General features: G+C 58.9%; 18 protein-coding genes. 2 read left to right on the forward strand and 16 right to left on the reverse strand.

The features are described 5' to 3' along the window. Positions 1-185 precede the first annotated feature (185 nt). From C1949_RS06255 to C1949_RS06265, 3 genes are read right to left on the reverse strand one after another with little or no spacing between them, the layout of a single operon-like run. On the reverse strand, positions 186-767 hold the full coding sequence (locus C1949_RS06255) for a DUF1285 domain-containing protein (protein WP_104737615.1): 582 nt from the start codon (positions 765-767) through the stop codon (positions 186-188). A 22-nt stretch (positions 768-789) separates the two neighbouring features. Beyond that, complete coding sequence (locus C1949_RS06260) at positions 790-1,386, reverse strand: DUF4823 domain-containing protein (RefSeq protein WP_104737616.1); 597 nt, start codon at positions 1,384-1,386, stop codon at positions 790-792. Between the two features lie 8 nt (positions 1,387-1,394). Continuing rightward, a complete protein-coding gene (locus C1949_RS06265; RefSeq protein ID WP_104737617.1) occupies positions 1,395-2,294 on the reverse strand; it encodes a radical SAM protein in 900 nt (299 codons plus the stop codon). A 205-nt stretch (positions 2,295-2,499) separates the two neighbouring features. On the opposite strand from C1949_RS06265, the gene C1949_RS06270 reads away from it, so the two are divergent. Beyond that, positions 2,500-4,158, forward strand: a complete 1,659-nt coding sequence (locus tag C1949_RS06270) for a carboxylesterase/lipase family protein (RefSeq protein ID WP_104737618.1) — start codon at positions 2,500-2,502, stop codon at positions 4,156-4,158. Here C1949_RS06270 and C1949_RS06275 read toward each other — a convergent pair. Then, a complete protein-coding gene (locus tag C1949_RS06275) occupies positions 4,125-5,180 on the reverse strand; it encodes an amidohydrolase family protein (RefSeq protein WP_373289793.1) in 1,056 nt (351 codons plus the stop codon). The two genes, C1949_RS06270 and C1949_RS06275, sit on opposite strands and share 34 nt — an antisense overlap. Before the next feature lie 88 nt (positions 5,181-5,268). After that, positions 5,269-5,907, reverse strand: a complete 639-nt coding sequence (locus C1949_RS06280; protein WP_104737781.1) for a TetR/AcrR family transcriptional regulator — start codon at positions 5,905-5,907, stop codon at positions 5,269-5,271. A 189-nt stretch (positions 5,908-6,096) separates the two neighbouring features. Between C1949_RS06280 and C1949_RS06285 the strand changes: the two genes are divergently transcribed. Continuing rightward, on the forward strand, positions 6,097-7,260 hold the full coding sequence (locus C1949_RS06285) for an aminotransferase class V-fold PLP-dependent enzyme (protein ID WP_104737620.1): 1,164 nt from the start codon (positions 6,097-6,099) through the stop codon (positions 7,258-7,260). Positions 7,261-7,468: 208 nt separating this feature from the next. On the opposite strand, the gene C1949_RS06290 is transcribed toward C1949_RS06285, so the two are convergent. From C1949_RS06290 to plsX, 11 genes are all read right to left on the reverse strand, one after another. Then, complete coding sequence (locus tag C1949_RS06290) at positions 7,469-8,248, reverse strand: TatD family hydrolase (protein ID WP_104737621.1); 780 nt, start codon at positions 8,246-8,248, stop codon at positions 7,469-7,471. Positions 8,249-8,253: 5 nt separating this feature from the next. Next, positions 8,254-8,610, reverse strand: coding sequence for a PilZ domain-containing protein (locus tag C1949_RS06295; RefSeq protein WP_104737622.1), 357 nt, complete (start codon positions 8,608-8,610; stop codon positions 8,254-8,256). A gap of 36 nt (positions 8,611-8,646) precedes the next feature. After that, entirely contained in the window at positions 8,647-9,642 is a 996-nt protein-coding gene (locus tag C1949_RS06300) for a DNA polymerase III subunit delta' (protein WP_104737623.1), read from the reverse strand. Next, positions 9,635-10,267, reverse strand: a complete 633-nt coding sequence (gene tmk, locus C1949_RS06305) for a dTMP kinase (RefSeq protein WP_104737624.1) — start codon at positions 10,265-10,267, stop codon at positions 9,635-9,637. Before tmk ends, C1949_RS06300 begins: the two co-directional genes overlap by 8 nt. Beyond that, a complete protein-coding gene (gene mltG / locus C1949_RS06310) occupies positions 10,264-11,316 on the reverse strand; it encodes an endolytic transglycosylase MltG (protein ID WP_104737782.1) in 1,053 nt (350 codons plus the stop codon). Before mltG ends, tmk begins: the two co-directional genes overlap by 4 nt. Positions 11,317-11,318: 2 nt before the next feature. Beyond that, entirely contained in the window at positions 11,319-12,149 is an 831-nt protein-coding gene (gene pabC / locus C1949_RS06315; protein ID WP_104737625.1) for an aminodeoxychorismate lyase, read from the reverse strand. Then, complete coding sequence (gene fabF / locus C1949_RS06320) at positions 12,146-13,387, reverse strand: beta-ketoacyl-ACP synthase II (RefSeq protein WP_104737626.1); 1,242 nt, start codon at positions 13,385-13,387, stop codon at positions 12,146-12,148. Before fabF ends, pabC begins: the two co-directional genes overlap by 4 nt. 199 nt (positions 13,388-13,586) lie before the next feature. After that, complete coding sequence (acpP, locus tag C1949_RS06325; protein ID WP_088275384.1) at positions 13,587-13,823, reverse strand: acyl carrier protein; 237 nt, start codon at positions 13,821-13,823, stop codon at positions 13,587-13,589. A gap of 171 nt (positions 13,824-13,994) precedes the next feature. Then, positions 13,995-14,735, reverse strand: a complete 741-nt coding sequence (gene fabG, locus C1949_RS06330) for a 3-oxoacyl-ACP reductase FabG (RefSeq protein ID WP_104737627.1) — start codon at positions 14,733-14,735, stop codon at positions 13,995-13,997. A 10-nt stretch (positions 14,736-14,745) separates the two neighbouring features. Further along, on the reverse strand, positions 14,746-15,684 hold the full coding sequence (gene fabD, locus C1949_RS06335; RefSeq protein WP_104737628.1) for an ACP S-malonyltransferase: 939 nt from the start codon (positions 15,682-15,684) through the stop codon (positions 14,746-14,748). An 86-nt stretch (positions 15,685-15,770) separates the two neighbouring features. After that, positions 15,771-16,784: a phosphate acyltransferase PlsX gene (plsX, locus tag C1949_RS06340; RefSeq protein WP_104737629.1), complete on the reverse strand. Its 1,014-nt coding sequence runs from the start codon at positions 16,782-16,784 to the stop codon at positions 15,771-15,773. Positions 16,785-16,786: the final 2 nt, after the last annotated feature.

Consider the following 16,786-nt stretch of genomic DNA (forward strand, 5'->3'; position numbering starts at 1 on the left):
TCCCGGCCGACAAAACACTATTTGTTGTGCATTCCGGGCAATGCTAGACCCACATATGGTAAATATCAACATCAAAAAAACACGCTTTTTCACGTTTTTCGGGTTGACAATCAGGCGGAGTGTTTACGTCGGGAAAGCGGCTGCCAAAGGTGCCCAGCAATGACGCGGCGGCACGCAGGATGCACCTATTCGGCGCCGTCCATCGGAAAGAACTGCCCCCCACTCCAGACCCCGGTACGCAGCTGATCTGCGACCTCGGTCTCGACGGCAAGATCGACCAGCTCATAAAAGACCGTGCGACTTATCAGTGCATCCAGATTTGCACGCACACGCAGGTATGGGGAGGGTTCCCCCGTCTGCGGGTCCAACTCAACCCGCAACGGATGATCGGCATCCAGAGGAATAGAGTCCTCCAGATTGGTTGTGAACGTCAGTTGTTGCTGCTCGCCCTGACCACTCACCGTTAGGCCGGTAGCGACAAAAGGTGCATCATCAACCTGAATGCCCCAGCGTTCGACCGGAGTCACGAGATAGTAACGACCGTCCTCGTCCAACCGCAGAATGGTGGAAAACAGCTGAGCCAGCGCCAAACGCTTGATCGGGTCGCCCTCGTGATACCAGGTGCCGTCCCGGGCAATACGCATATCCATTTCGCCACTCAGCTCCGGATGCCACAGATGTACCGGCGCCGGATCGCGACGCTGCAGTTCGCTGCGTTGCGGCAGGCTGTTCAACAGGGATTGTGGGGGTGGCGCACGGTCCGGCATCGTTCCTCCTGAGTGGTCACTTTCAGCGGCCAAGCAACTGGCCTGTGTAGTCCTGCAATGGCGGCCGCAGCAAATCGTCCGGTGACGCTTTGTAAAACTGCAGAAACCCGCCCCGGGTTTCAATCCGGGCGTAGTCAACCAGGTGCCGGGTGCCCACTTCAAAGACCATCAACTGCAATACGGCGCGGTCCAGACCAAGATCCTCCCAGCGTCCGGAGTCTTCCCACTGCTCAACGCTGCCAACGGCATCTTCTGCAGAGGCAAACCGGGTGTAGAGCAAATAGTCGTATCCGTAGCTACGCGCTTCAGTCAACGCCTCTTCGAGACCGAGCGGCTGCTCCGCTCGACGCACGATAGGAAACACTTCTACTGCCGCCGCAAACGCTTCCTCGGCTACCACGTTGGGGCGAGCATACGGGTTACCGACCGGCAGGAAGTGGCCCTGAGCAATGTATAGCTTGGAATCGGATTGTAAAACCCAGGTACTGCTGCGCTGGATGCGATAGTGGTTTAGCACCCCTGCGTCACCAAGATAGTAGCTGGCCTGATCCTGCATATCAGACGGCTTCATGCATCCGGAAAGCATGATCATTCCTAGCAGAATCAAAGCCTTGCGCATAAAACCTCCTAAAGTCCGCGCATCCACTCCGGACGCAGGCCAGCCTGTTCGGGGCGACTGATCGCCTGATCTATTTGCGCCAACAGCCGTTCCTTGTCCCGCCCGAGCTCGCCCTTCAACACCAGGGCGTTAGAGGCATGGTCGCTGCGAAAAGTGCTGTTGTCCAGCGTCAGCGCCGCCACGAACTCGCGCAGTTCGCGGAACAACTGCTGCTGGTTCAACTCAACAAAATCAGGATAGCGCTGCTGAAAACGTGCCATCCCCTGCGGGAAGCTGACAACCAGCGTCGAGACGAACTCGGGCTGTGTCTCGTTCAGCAGTTTGGCAGAATTCAACGCATGCTGTGCACTGAGGCTCGCCCCACCCAGACCATTGAGAATCATCACCGAGCGCTTCAATCCAGCGTCGCCCGCCTTGATCAGAGCATCAGCTGTCGAAGCGGCTGTCTCTCCCTTGTTGACCCGCTCCAGCACCTCGTCGTCACCCGATTCGGCACCAACATACAGCATCGCCAGGCCGGCCTCGCGCAACTCCTTGAGCTCCTCGACTGACTTGCGTTTGAGGTTGCGCGGCAAACAGTAGGATGTCACCCGCTCGACGCTCGGGATGTGCTCGGCAATGGCTTCGAGAATCCGCAGCAAGCGGTGTGTCGGCAGCACCATCGCGTCACCGTCAGCCAGGAATATACGCTGCACGATATAGCGCTCCCCCACCCGGCGAATCTCATCAAGCACCTCTGCCTCGTCCCGTGCACGAAACTTCTTCTGCGGCGCGGTATACATCTCACAGAACGTGCACTTGTTCCAAGAGCAGCCGTTGGTAACCGGCAGAATCAGCGAATGCGCTTCACTCGGCGGGCGAAATACCGGCTCGATGTAACTGACCGGAAATGACTCTTGTACCGCCATGACTGCTCTCCTGTTGCTGAACACTGCGCTGCAAAAAACCGCCCATCATAGCCAGTACACCTGACGAAGCAAACCACCCGGACGTGTTTAGCGAGACGTGACAGGGTTCACATATAGTTCTGGCACGTGCAGAAAACGCATTAGCCCCGAACCGGGGCAATTTCCAACTCTGCCTCGAAACCTCCCACAGTACAGGACAATAATAATGAGTACTGCCCGCTCACGCGCCACCTCCCTGCCAACCCTCAAGGCCCTCAGCCTGGCCGTCGCGACGCTGTCGCTGTCTGCCTGCTTGACTGGCGGCGGCGGTGGAGGCTCTAGCACCCCTGACCCGCTCGCCGTTCAGACCACGGAGGGCTCGGTCGTCGGTATCCGCCAGAACGGTATCCGGATCTTCCGTGCCATTCCTTACGCTCAGCCACCGGTTGGAGAGCTGCGTTTTGCCCCTCCGCAGCCGCCAGCAACCCGTAGCGATACACTGCGCCTGAGCGATAGCTTTGGTAACAGCTGCCCGCAATCAGACCTCACCACCGGCGCCGCGGTCGGTGACGAAGACTGCCTGTATCTGAACGTTTACGCTCCCGCCGATGCTGCAGACCTCCCCGTAATGGTCTGGATTCATGGTGGCGCGTTTGTCTTCGGCAACGGCAGCGGCGAGTACGACCCCACCCGTCTGGTTGAGCAGGACGTCATTGTCGTCACGCTCAACTACCGTCTTGGCAACCTTGGCTTTTTAGCACACCCGGCACTGGAATCCGACGCTGGCAACTTCGCCCTGATGGATCAGCAACTGGCAATGCGTTGGGTCAAGGACAACATCGAGGCCTTTGGCGGCGATCCAGCCAATATCACCTTGTTCGGCGAATCCGCCGGCGGTCACAGCGTCATGAGCCATATCGTCTCCCCCCGCGCCGCCGACGCAGATCTGTTCCAGCGAGCCATCGTCCAGAGCGGTTCTTATGCACCGTTCCAGATGCCCAAGGCAACGGCCCAGGCCATTGGCATCGGCGTTGCCAACGGGCTGGGCTGCAACGAACCGACTACCGCCGCAGACTGCCTGCGTGCACTGCCGGTTTCGGCCCTGCTGGCAGCCCAGGGGTCTCAATCGATCCCAGTTGTCGACGCATCCAGCGACCTGCTGCCCAAGTCGATCCAGCAGGCCCTGACTGACGGCGAGTTCAACGACACACTCGACATCATGATCGGCAGCAACCAGAACGAAGGCACCCTGTTTGTCGCACTGGATGAGGTCGGCGGAGACCCTATCGACGACGAGGCGGAATACCGTGATCGCGTGGCAGCGTTCTTCCAGCCCTATCAGGCCAGCATTCCGTTCGACGATGACCAGATCGCTACCGACTACCTTAACTTCTATGACGGATCTACCTCCCTGTACAGCGAAGCCCTCTCAGGCATCTGGACCGACTTCATGTTCGCCTGCAACGCCTACTCACAAGCGACCACATTTGCCGGCGCCAGCATGAACACCTTCCAGTATTGGTTCCGCGATGAGGACGCACCCTGGACGCTGGTGCCGCCACTCGCCGTGACCTTCCCGCTGGGCGCCACCCACGCAGGGGAAATCCCCTACGTACTCTACGCCCAGAGTTTGATGGAGCAGCGCTACACGGGCGATCTAAACGACCTGTCCAGCCTGTCGGGAGAGATGGTCGATTACTGGACCCAGTTTGCCAAGGACGGTAACCCGAGCACCACCGACGGCGTAGCAGCCGCGTGGCCACAGGCGGCCACTGGCAATCTGTTGATGCTTGATGTACCCAACGCCAGCAGCGTGAGCACGCTGAGCTTCCTCGGCTATCACCATTGCGGCTACTGGGCCAACCCTCCGTTGCTGGTGCCCTGATCCTCGCTCACGGCCTCGGTTGGTGAGGCCGGATCAGGCAGCACGGCCAGAAAGTTGTCCCGCGCGACCGCGCGGGCAACATTCTCGGGCAATGCATCCAGAAACGGATCAAAGCCCGTCATGTATTTCTCGACACTACCAAACTGCCCTACCACGTCCGACCCCAGCATGAAGCGCTCGGGAAAATCCTCTACCAACTGCACCCAGTCTGGATCGGGCTCACCCTCCTGATTGAGCAAGTAGGGTTCGCGCACCGTCCAGGACAAGTCGATGTACAGGTTCGGATACGCTGTCAGCAGTCGACGCAATGTTGGCAGCAAGAAGTCCAAGCGGGTCTGATGACGATGAATCTCCATGCTGGTGCCCGCGTGGGCCCAGATAAAGCGCACCCGCGGATGGTTTCGCAGAGGCTCTTCGATCTCGGCCAGATACAGCGGATTGCGCTCGCGTTGCGATGTGATGTTGCTATGCACCAGCACCGGAAGATCGTATTCGGCCGCCAGCATGTAGACCCGATGCATCGCCTCGCTATTGGCCCGAGGCGGCTCTCCATGGATCAGCGCCGTCAGATCGTCGTGCCGGGTGAACACCTCGCCCAGCCCTTGCCAAACACCGGGATACAGCTCCAGCATGCGACGGATGTGGGCATCGGCGTTCTTGTCGTTGGGGTTGAAACCGGAAAGAAACGGGTGAAAACGCCGACGCTGGTCCGGCGGCAAGGAGTCAAGTGCCTTGGCGACCAACACATCGGTGGCACTGAACCAGTAGGCGCCGCCGTCATCGCCAGCGTAATAGCGTGGTCGCTTGGGCTCATTTTCATGCCACTGCTTGGCAACCGGCACCCCACTGAGCATCGCGTGATCGACGCCGGCGTCGTCCATCGCCTGCAGTAATGCCTCCATGCCCTCTGACTCCTGAAAGAAGTCGACATAATGCAAATGGGCGTCGCTGTAGCGGTACTCTCTTGCCGTCAGCGCAGATGACGACAGCAGGCCGGTGGCGAGTACACCGGCCAACACAATGGGTGATCTGAACAAGGGCTGACTCCTGTCATGACTGCCCCTGATCTGACTGCTGCGAGGGACGGGAGTTCAGCAGACACAAGCCATGTCAGGCCTGCTCGCCCTCCTTGCGGCGCTTAAAACGATTGCCCATGCGAACACCAACATCCATCAAAAACTGCATGTAGCCTTCCTGATCCTTGATCACATCCTGCCAGAACGGCGAGTGATACATGGCCATTGCACCGTGTACCAGAGCCCAGGCCGCGCAGTAGTGAAAATAGGCAGGCACATCTTCCAGCTTGCCGTCGTCGATACGCGACTGAATCAGACCGGTTACATGATTGAAGTTGGAGGTGCGAATCTGGTGAAGCTCTTCAACCATCGACGGTAACTGGTTGGATTTGACGACTTTCTCTTCCAACCGATCAAACAGCCGATAACGCTCCGGGTCGCTCATCCGAAACTCGAAATAGTCCCGTGGTAACGCGGCGTTATCACGCTCGATGGCTTCTGAATGCATCAACTCGGCAAGTGCTCGCTCATAGTCAAGCATCAGCCGCAGGTAAATTTCCGCCTTGGATTTGAAGTGCTTGTAAATGGTGCCTTTGCCAATCCCGACTTCGTCGGCGATCATCTCAACCGTTACACTGTCTTCGCCCTGCTCAAGGAAAAGACGCAATGCGCTGTCGAGGATTTCCTGCTCGCGACGACGAAATTCGCGAACTTTACGTGACTCTTTCTGCATCAAGGTACCCAGATTCAAATTGGCAAAGTGCCCCATTATGCCAAGTTGATGACCCTGTGCCCAGATTTGCTTACAAGCTGACTATGCAGTTCAGCTACGTCTACATTGTGGAGCCATAGGCCACTGCTGCTCCACCCTGAGCCACGAGCCTGAGCTTTGCCAACAACGACACCACCGAGGAGGCGCAGTATGGCGCTGAACAATAGCTGGCAATCTGAATTTCCCCAGGATCCTGCGATCTGCTACCTCAACCACGCAGCCGTGGCGCCCTGGCCCAAACGCGCAGCCGAGGCGGTCAGTGCCTTCGCCAAGGAGAACATGCTGCAAGGTGCCCGTGACTACCCGCGCTGGAGTCGCACCGAGAAGCACCTGCGCGAGCAGCTCACCGCCCTGCTCAACGCTCCAGCAGCGGAGGACATCGCGCTGGTCAAGAACACCTCCGAGGCCCTGTCGTTCGTTGCACAGGGACTGACATGGCAGCCCGGAGACGAAATTCTGATCAGCGATCAAGAATTCCCATCCAACCGCATTCCCTGGGAAGCGCTGCGCGACCAGGGCGTCAAGGTCCGGCCGGTCAGCCTTGACAGCCAGCCGGAGCAGAACCTCATCAACGCAATGACCGAGCGTACCCGCCTGCTCAGCATCAGCTCGGTGCAATACGGCACCGGGCTGCGTATCGACCTGCCGCGACTCGGCGCTGCCTGCCGCGAACGCGGGGTTCTGTTTTGTGTGGATGCAATCCAAACCCTCGGCGCACAACCGCTTGATGTGCAACACGTTGATTGCGACTTTGCCATGGCTGACGGCCACAAGTGGTTGCTGGGCCCCGAAGGCCTGGGCGTTTTTTATTGTCATGCCCGGGCGCGTGAGCAACTGAAACTAACCCAGCACGGCTGGCATATGGTCGAGGCGATGGGCGACTATGACCGCCATGATTGGCGTCCGGCCAGTTCAGCACGGCGTTTTGAGCCTGGCAGCCCGAACACGCTGGCCCAACAAGCTCTGTCAGCTAGCCTGTCGCTGCTGCTGGAAGCCGGGATGGAAACAGTCGCAGCGGAACTGGACAAGCGAATCTGTCTGCTGGCCGAGCTGCTGACGGCATTGCCCGACGTGACCTTGCTCAGCGACCTCACCGCGCACCGCCGCTCCGGCATCATCACCTTCTCGGTTAAGGGAGTGGCGTTGCAATCGCTGCATCGACAACTGATGGATCAGGGAGTCATTTGCGCACTGCGTGGCGGAGGCATTCGCTGGTCTCCCCACTTCTACACCGACAGGGCGACCCTGGAGCTGGCAGTGAGCCGCCTCAGGGATTTGCTTGAGGCCACCGACGATAACAACGCTTCACGATAAGATACCTGGAACGTATTCCAAATCAGTTTATAAAAGCGGCAAAGCTCGGTGGAAAGACAGGTAAATTCGACAATACTGAAGCTATCAGGAACGACACATCCCCCAAACGTCGTTCCTGTACTGGCAGGCTCTGTCCTGCCGATGTATCACTCCTAATGGTCTTAACCCGAATTCCTCCCCCAGAATTCGGGTTTTTTTTGCCCGGTTTTCAGGTCTGGGACAACGGGAAAAGACGGTGGAAATTATCGGTCGTTTGCTGCTGAAGGCACTCCAGCGACTCCCCCCGCAGATCTGCGAGAAACGCCGCCACCTCGCACACAAACTGGGGCTCGTTAGGCTTGCCCCGGTGCGGAACCGGTGCCAGGTAAGGGGAATCCGTTTCGACCAGCAGCCGGTCGGCTGGCACCTGTCGAGCGACGTCACGCAGGGCATCGGCATTACGGAAGGTCACAATGCCGGAGAGTGAAATGTAGTACCCCATATCCAGCGCAGCACGCGCCATTTCCCAGTCTTCGGTAAAGCAATGCAGTACCCCGGCATTGGGCAGGTCAGCCTCACGCAACATATCCAGAGTGTCCTGGCGTGCGGCCCGGGTGTGGATCACAACCGGCTTACCGGTCTGCTGCGCAGCCTGCAGGTGAATCGCAAAAGAGGTCTTCTGCTGCTCTGCCAGTTCCGGCTCGTAGTGATAATCCAGCCCGGTCTCACCTATCGCAACGGTTCGCGGATGAGTCAGCATCTCCAATAACCAGTTCAGATCGGTTGCCTTGCCGTCTTTCAGATCAAGCGGGTGAACACCGACGCTGCAAAATACGTCCTCGTAACGGTCCGCCAGCTGCTGCACCGTGGCGGCGTTATCGGCATCGACGCCAATACAAAGAAACTTGCTGACGCCACGCGCGCGCGCCGCATCCAGCAATGCATCAAGAGAGCCGTTATAGGGCGTTAAATCAAGACGATCAAGGTGACAGTGTGAATCAATAAGCATGAAGACTACATGGTATGGGTCGGCCGATCCGACTGCAGCGCACCGGCCAAATAGGTTTCGATTTTGCTGCGCGCGGTATTGTCCTGATCACTGAACTGGACACCAATACCTGCCGCACGATTGCCCTGAGCCCCCTTCGGAGTGACCCAGATCACCTTGCCGGCAACCGGAATCTTCTCCGGCTCATCCATCAGGTTCAGCAGCATGAACACCTCGTCGCCGAGGTGGTAGTTCTTGTTGGTGGGAATGAAAAGACCGCCGTGCTTCACGAACGGCATGTAAGCCGCATACAAAACGGATTTGTCCTTGATGGTCAGCGACAGAATGCCGTTGCGTGGCCCCGGAGCCATTGGTTTACTCATTGATCATTCCTTTAACTCAACGCGATGGCGGCCAGATTAACGCCTTTCGGCCAACACTTTCCAGCGTGCGAGCAGCTTTTCGAGGAACAGCTGACGGTTAAGGTTGGCCTTGTTGTCGAACTGTCGACGGTGTTGCAGCAGCCAATCCTGCCAATCGAGCAACGCGCTCACGCTAACACGTGGCGCCAGATAGCCCAGCACCTTGTCCATATCAGCACTGTTTGCGATTTCTTGCGCGCCTTGATTGAGCTTAAGGAGCTCCAGCGTCCAGGCAGCAAACCAGTCAAGCAGCAGGTCTAGGGCAACGCTGTTCCACTGCTCAGCCAGCTTGGGCGCCGACACCTGCCCCTTGAGCAAGGCCTTGACTCCCTCGACGACCTTTTCGCGCTGCGCGATCGCGTCCTGCTCCTTGAGCAAGAGCGCTTTCAGCGGCGCACCGGCAGCCATCTGCAACAACAGCCTGCGCTGCCTCTCGTCGACGTCAGGCAACTCGGCCTGCAACCAGTCCTGCGCTGGCTGTTCGGCCGGCAACCCAAGCGGTTGCACCCGACACCGGCTGCGGATAGTCGGCAACAAACGACTCGGCTGGTCGCTTACCAGCAGCAGATAGGTCTCGGCGGTAGGCTCTTCCAGTGACTTGAGCAGCGCGTTGGCCGCGTTCTGATTCATGGCTTCAGCAGGGTGCAGCACTACGACCTTGCGACCGCCCTGTTGCGCGGTCTGAGAAATGAAGTCCACCAGTTGACGGATGGCATCGACGCGAATGGCCTTACCCGCCTCTTCCGGCTCGATCAGCAGCAGATCGGGATGACTCCCAGCCTGACGCAGCAGGCAACTGCGGCACTGCTGACAGGCGCCCTCAGCAGCCGGACGGTCACACATCAACCAGGCGGCAAAGGCACTGGCAAAGGCGCGCTTGCCCGCACCCGACGGGCCACAGAAAAGATAGGCATGGGCAAAGTGCGGCTGACTGACCAGCGCGCTCCATTGCGCGCTATGCCAGGGTAGCGATGTTTTTGCCTGCTCAAGCACGCCAGCGCTCCAGAATCTGTTCGATCACCGGTTCGAGTTTGCGCTGTACCTGAGCCAGCTCACCACTTGCGTCAATCACCCGATAGCGCCCGGGGTTGTCTGCAGCCCGCTGGAGGTAGGTGGAACGCACCCCGTCAAAGAATGCACGCTGCTCGCTCTCGAAGCGATCAAGCGCGCTGCGCGCTCTGGCCCGGGCCATCCCCACCTCAACCGGCACATCCAGCACCAGCGTCAGGTCGGGACGCAAAGCACCTTGAGTCCAGGTTTCGAGCGCAGCGATACGGGCTGAGTCGATCCCCCTTCCGCCCCCCTGATAGGCATAGGTCGCATCGGTAAAACGATCGCTGATCACCACCTGCCCCTGCGCCAACGCTGGCATGATGACCCGACTCAGATGCTGGGCCCGGGCAGCAAATACCAGCAACAACTCGGCATCCGGGTCCATTGGCTCTTCGTGGTGTTCAAGCAAGATGCCACGGACCCGCTCAGCAATCGGCGTACCACCGGGCTCACGGGTCAGCAACGGTTCACAACCAGCACGCTGCAATGCGTCGGCAATGTAGGCCAGATTGGTCGACTTGCCGGCACCTTCAGGTCCTTCCAGGGTGACAAATACACCGGTCATTGCGTGCTCTCCGGAGCTGGGCTAGATCGATAGTCCTGGCGACGCTGGAGTTGATAGGCCCGCACCGCCCGGTTGTGCTCTGCCAGCGAATTGGAGAACACGTGCGAGCCATCTCCCTTGGCGACAAAATACAGACTTTTGCCATCAGCCGGATGAACCGCAGCCTCAATGGCCTCTCGTCCTGGCATCGCAATCGGCGTCGGTGGCAGCCCATCAATCACGTAGGTGTTATAGGGTGTCGGCTGCTGCAGGTGGCGCCGGCGGATGTTGCCCTGATAGTCCGCGCCCAGACCATAGATCACCGTGGGGTCAGTCTGCAGTCGCATGCCAATTCGCAAACGTCGGGTAAAAACACCAGCAATCGCAGGACGCTCGGACGGTACACCGGTTTCCTTTTCGACAATCGAAGCCAGAATCAGCGCCTCGTAGGCAGAGCTGATCGGCAAGCCCTCATCACGCCCTGCCCAGGCCTCCTCCAGCACCACCGCCATGCGCTCATGCGCCCGCTGCAGAATATCCCGATCACTCATACCGAGCGTGTACTGATAGGTGTCGGGGAAAAAGCGCCCCTCCGGATGCTCGCCCTCATACCCCAGAGCCGCCATCACCTCTGCATCGCTCATTTCCGGCGGCAGGGTTTGCTGCAACTGCTCGGCGTTGCGCAACGCGCCCCGAACCTGACGAAAGTTCCAGCCTTCAACCAGGGTCAAACTACGCTGTACGACATCACCGCGCTCCATCATGTGCAACAGCTCTGCCGCAGTCATTTCAGGCTCCAGCGCATACTCGCCCACATGCAACACCGCGCCCTTCATCTGCCACTGCCAGTAGCGGCGTAGCCAACTCCCCCCCTCAAGCACGCCTTGCTGCTCCAACCGGGCAAACACCCGTCCGGGGGAACTACCGGGCTCGACCACCAGCGTCTGCGGCTCATTCAGTTGCAGCGGCTGATGCAGCGCACGCTGCAGGGTGAGAAACCCCCACACACCGCCGGTCAAGCCGGCCAGGATGACGAGGAAAAGCGACACAACCAAGAACTTGCCAAAAATCTTCACTGATAAACCTGTTCAGCCAGGGATTGCAGCAGACGGGTTTCATCACCCACCTGCCAGACCCGGTCGCCCAGCCGCACGACCGGCCAGACACCAATCAAACTGTTACAGCACAACACCTGATCCGCCTCATGCAGCGCGCCGAGACCAAGCCGCGACACAGCCGCCGGCTCTCCTCGCTCGACTAACCGAGCCAACAGATACTCGCGCATCACGCCTTGTACACCACAACGGCCAAGGTCGGGCGTGACCCATTGCCCATCAACGCGGGCAAACAGGTTGCTCATCGTGCACTCGATAACCTGCCCCTGTTGATCACAGACCAGCCCCTCAGCGAACGCCGGATCCTGCCACTCGCTGCGTGCAAGCACCTGATCCAGTCGATTGAGGTGCTTGATACCAGCCAACAGCGGCTGGTCAGACAATCGCGTTGCGCAGGAATAAAGCCGAATACCGTCGCGGCGATCTGCCGGGTATACCGGCAACGGCGAAATGGCGAGGATACGAGTAGGTACCGCATCGACAGGCATGGCATAACCGCGCTGACCACTACCGCGGGTCAGCACCAGTTTGACCACCCCGTCGCCCACCACAGACGCAGCCATGTTGAGCTCTGCCTCAATACGCTCTCCCTGAAAAGGGATCCGCAGTGCGCTACACCCGCGCTGCAAACGCTCAAGGTGTAACGACAGCAGCGGCAAGCTGCCATGACTCGCACGCAGGGTTTCGAACAAACCGTCACCGTAGGCGAGTCCGCGATCAGTAACGGGCAGGTTATCAGCAACCTGCCCGTTTACCCATGTCGTCGCCACTGGTGTCAGTTGGCTCATTCGCAGCGACGGAATACCAGGCTGCCGTTGGTCCCGCCAAACCCAAAGGAGTTGGACAGCGTGACCTCGATCTTGCGTTGCTGCGCCTGATGCGCAACGTAGTTCAGATCACATCCCTCGTCCGGGTTTTCCAGATTGATGGTTGGCGGTGCCACCTGATCACGCAGCGCCAGCACACTGAAGACCGCTTCTACCGCGCCGGCGGCGCCCAGCAGGTGTCCAGTCATCGACTTGGTCGAACTGATCGCCAATTCACTGGCGTGCGCACCGAATACCGATTTGACTGCGCAGGTCTCAGCGATGTCGCCCGCCGGGGTCGAGGTACCGTGTGCGTTGATGTAATCCACTTCATCCGGATTGAGACCGGCATCCTTGAGCGCGTTGACCATGCACTTGGCGCCACCGCGACCGTCTTCTGGCGGCGCTGTCATATGGTAGGCATCACCGCTCATACCAAAACCGACCAGCTCGGCGTAGATACGCGCGCCACGGGCCTTGGCGTGCTCATACTCTTCCAGCACCATGGCACCGGCACCGTCAGACAGCACGAAACCATCACGTTCACGGTCCCAAGGACGGCTGGCACCCTGCGGATCATCATTGCGAGTCGACATGGCGCGCGCGGCAGCAAACCCACCCAGTCCCAGACCGGTGGTGGCCATCTCGGAACCACCAGCGACCATGACATCGGCCTCACCATAGGCGATGTTGCGTGCCGCCATACCAATACTGTGAGTACCGGTGGTACATGCGGTGGTCAGCGCGTAGTTCGGGCCTTGCAGGCCATACTGAATAGACAGATAGCCGGCAACCATATTGATGATCGAGCCGGGCACAAAGAACGGAGAGATACGGCGAGGCCCACTGTTCAGCAACTGCTCACAGTTTTTCTCGATATTGGTCAGGCCGCCGATACCTGAGCCCATGACAACACCGATGCGATCACGGTTCTCGTCGGTCACTTCCAAACCAGAATCCTGAATCGACTGGATGCACGCGGCCAGACCGTACTGAATGAACAGATCCAGCTTGCGCGCTTCCTTTGCTGCCATGTAGAGCTCTACTTCGAAATCGCGGACAGAGCCACCGATGCGGGTCGCGAAGGCACTCACATCCATGTGTTCAATTTGGCTAATGCCACTTTTGCCCGCCAAGGCTGCCTGCCAACTGCTCTCAACGGTATTACCCAGCGGCGACAGCATACCCAGACCAGTTACAACGACGCGTCTGCGCGACACGGCATACTCCTTATTCAACTCGTGAAAAGCGCCACAGGCTCAGCGCCTGCGCAAAATCGCCCTATTGTCCGTGCAAATGCCGTTATCGGCAACACGAACAGCGGCGTGCCCGACAGGTACAAACATCCAGATGCAAAAAAGCCGCAGCCTGGAAACCAGTACTGCGGCTTTCTTGATGTCCTGCAAGCAGGCTACGCGATCACTTCTGGTGAGCGTTCACGTAGTCGATAGCTTCCTGAACAGTGGTGATCTTCTCGGCTTCTTCATCCGGAATCTCGGTCTCGAATTCTTCTTCGAGAGCCATCACCAGCTCCACGGTGTCCAGGGAGTCAGCGCCAAGATCTTCAACGAAAGAAGCACTGTTGGTTACTTCTTCTTCTTTGACACCGAGCTGCTCGGCCACGATTTTCTTGACGCGTTCTTCGATGGTACTCATACCTTGTTCTCACTCCTATTTGCAGTTCCGAGAAGCCGGACTGCGGGTAGTTTATAGAAACAATTCTCTTGGTTTCAAGCGCGAATCGTCTCTGACGCAAAGAGGTCAAAGCCTGCGGCTTCCACCCGTTGGAACTCACGCTGTGCCAGCGCATGCCGTCACAGCGATGAATTACATGTACATGCCACCATTGACCGGCAGTGTAGCACCGGTAATGTAGCCAGCACTTTCGCTTGCCAGGAAAGCCACAGCCGCAGCAATTTCTTCAGCCTGACCCAAGCGAGCGAGCGGAATCTGCTCCAGCATGACCGAACGCTGGCTGTCATTAAGCGCACGCGTCATGTCAGTGTCAATAAAGCCCGGTGCTACTGCGTTCACAGTAATGGCACGCGAGCCCACTTCGCGGGCCAGCGCACGGGTAAAGCCCTCCATGCCCGCCTTGGCTGCTGCGTAATTGGACTGGCCAGCGTTACCCATGCAGCCCACGACGGAACTGATGTTGATAATACGCCCCCAGCGCCCCTTGGTCATGCCTCGCAGAACGGCCTTGGACAAACGGTAGACCGAACTGAGGTTGGTGCCGATCACATCATCCCACTCATCATCTTTCATGCGCATGAGCAGGTTATCGGCGGTGATACCGGCATTATTGACCAGAATCGCGGGCGCACCGTAAGCCTCGGTGATCGCCGCCAGCACTGCACTGATGGACTCAGCATCACGTACATCAAGCTTCATCCCGGTACCCTTGTAGCCCGCTTCGGCCAGCTTGTCCGCGATAGCCTGAGCACCCGCATCGCTGGTCGCCGTACCCACAACCACCGCATCCTGAGCAGCCAGCGCATGGGCGATAGCTTGGCCAATCCCTCTGCTGGCACCGGTGACCAGTGCAACCTTTCCTTCCAGACTCATGTCTCGCTCCTCAAGCAAACTGCGCACGGGATGCTTCAAAACCCGCGACGCTTTCCAGACTGTGGTTGTTGACGCCCTTGGCGCAACGCTTGTTTAGACCACCCAGCACCTTGCCCGGACCACATTCAACCAGATCGGTCACGCCCTGCTCAGCCATGTAGACAACCGACTCAACCCAGCGAACCGGGCTGTACAGCTGCTCCACCAGCAGTTGGCGCAGCGCAGCAACATCAGAGGCCGGTCGAGCGTTGACGTTTTGCACCAAGGTTAGTTCCGGAGCACGCCAGTTAAGGGCGGCAAAATCAGCAGCCAACTGCTCAGCAGCCGGCTGCATCAACGCACAGTGCGACGGCACACTGACCGGCAGCGGCAACGCACGCTTGGCACCGGCAGCCTTGCAGCCGTCAATTGCACGAGCAACCGCATCAGCCTGACCGGCAATCACTACCTGACCGGGTGCATTGAAGTTGACCGCACTCACCACGTCGCCTTGCGACGCTGCAGCGCAGATATCGATGATCTGCTGATCTTCCAGCCCCAGAATGGCCGCCATGCTGCCCTGCCCTTCGGGCACAGCCTGCTGCATCAGTTGGCCGCGACGTTCAACCAAACGTACAGCATCGGCAAAATCCAGCACATTGGCAGCGACCAGCGCCGAGTACTCACCCAGACTGTGGCCAGCCACAAATCCGGGACGCACTGCAGACTCGGCACACCACAGACGCCATAGTGCGATGGACGCAGTGAGAATTGCCGGCTGGGTGCGATCGGTACGATTCAGATCAGCTTCGGGACCATTCTGGCTCAGCGCCCAGAGGTCGTAACCCAGCGCACTGGATGCCTCAGCAAAGGTGTCCTTGATAATCGCGTGCTGCTCAGCCAATTCGCCGAGCATGCCAACGGACTGCGAGCCCTGACCGGGAAATACAAAGCCAAGGGAGTTAGTCATAACATCATCCTGTTATCAAAAGATTGCAGAGAGTCTAGACACATGCGTGTGACATTGGAATTTGGATGCCAGCCATGCGTCCGAGGTCACAGCGTCGACCTGCATTCGCGTATACGACCAGCGATGCGCTCCGGCAAACGCGCCTCGCACGCCCTCACGGTATGCCCGATGGCTGCCAGTATCGCACCCTCATCAGCGGCACCATGACTCTTCATTACTACCCCGCGCAAACCAAGCAGACTGGCACCGTTGTAACGTGCTGGATCATGCCGTTCACGTGTGCGCCGGGTCGCATGCAGGACCAGTGGCGCCAACCAGCGCAACAGCCAACTGCCCGCGACCGCACTACGCAGCTCAGCTTGCAGGTAACCCGCCACACCCTCGCTCGCCTTAAGCAGCACGTTACCGACAAAGCCATCGCAGACCACCACGTCGGCTTCACCACGAAACAACCCATCACCTTCGATCGGGCCAACGTAGTTCAGCGCCGGACAGGCCTGCAATAGCGCGGCCGCCTCGCGAACCTGACGATTCCCCTTATGCGTCTCACTGCCAATATTGAGCAATCCGACCCGTGGTGCCGAGCCTCCACTCAGCTCGGCCGCAGCAGCAGCGCCCATGATCGCGAACTCAACCAGCTGGTCGGCCGGGCAATCCACATTCGCGCCCAGATCAAGCACATGACATAACCGCCCGGACACAGGCAATGCAGCCATGATTGCAGGTCGCCGGATACCCTCAAGCGTACCCAGGACCGCGCGCGCCAAGACCATCAGCGCACCGGTATTACCAGCACTCAGACAACCATCAACCTGGCCGTCACGAACCAGCTCTAGAGCGATACGCATGGATGCATCGCGCTTGCCGCGCAACACACTGGCAGGCGGGTCATCAGCAAGAATCTGCTCTCGGGCAGGACGGAACGAAAGACGATCGAAATCAGCATCGGCCAGCAACGGCTCGACAACGTCGGCAGCGCCAACCAGAGTAATGTGCAGGGAGGGATACAGCGAGAGACTGCGCAGCGCAGCGGGGATAATGCAGCGGGGACCACGGTCCCCGCCCATCACATCAATCGCAATGCGGATTGACGTGGACAAGA

Origin of the sequence: Halopseudomonas oceani (genome assembly GCF_002903165.1) — a bacterium.
In the GTDB taxonomy this organism is placed as follows: Bacteria; Pseudomonadota; Gammaproteobacteria; order Pseudomonadales; family Pseudomonadaceae; genus Halopseudomonas; species Halopseudomonas oceani.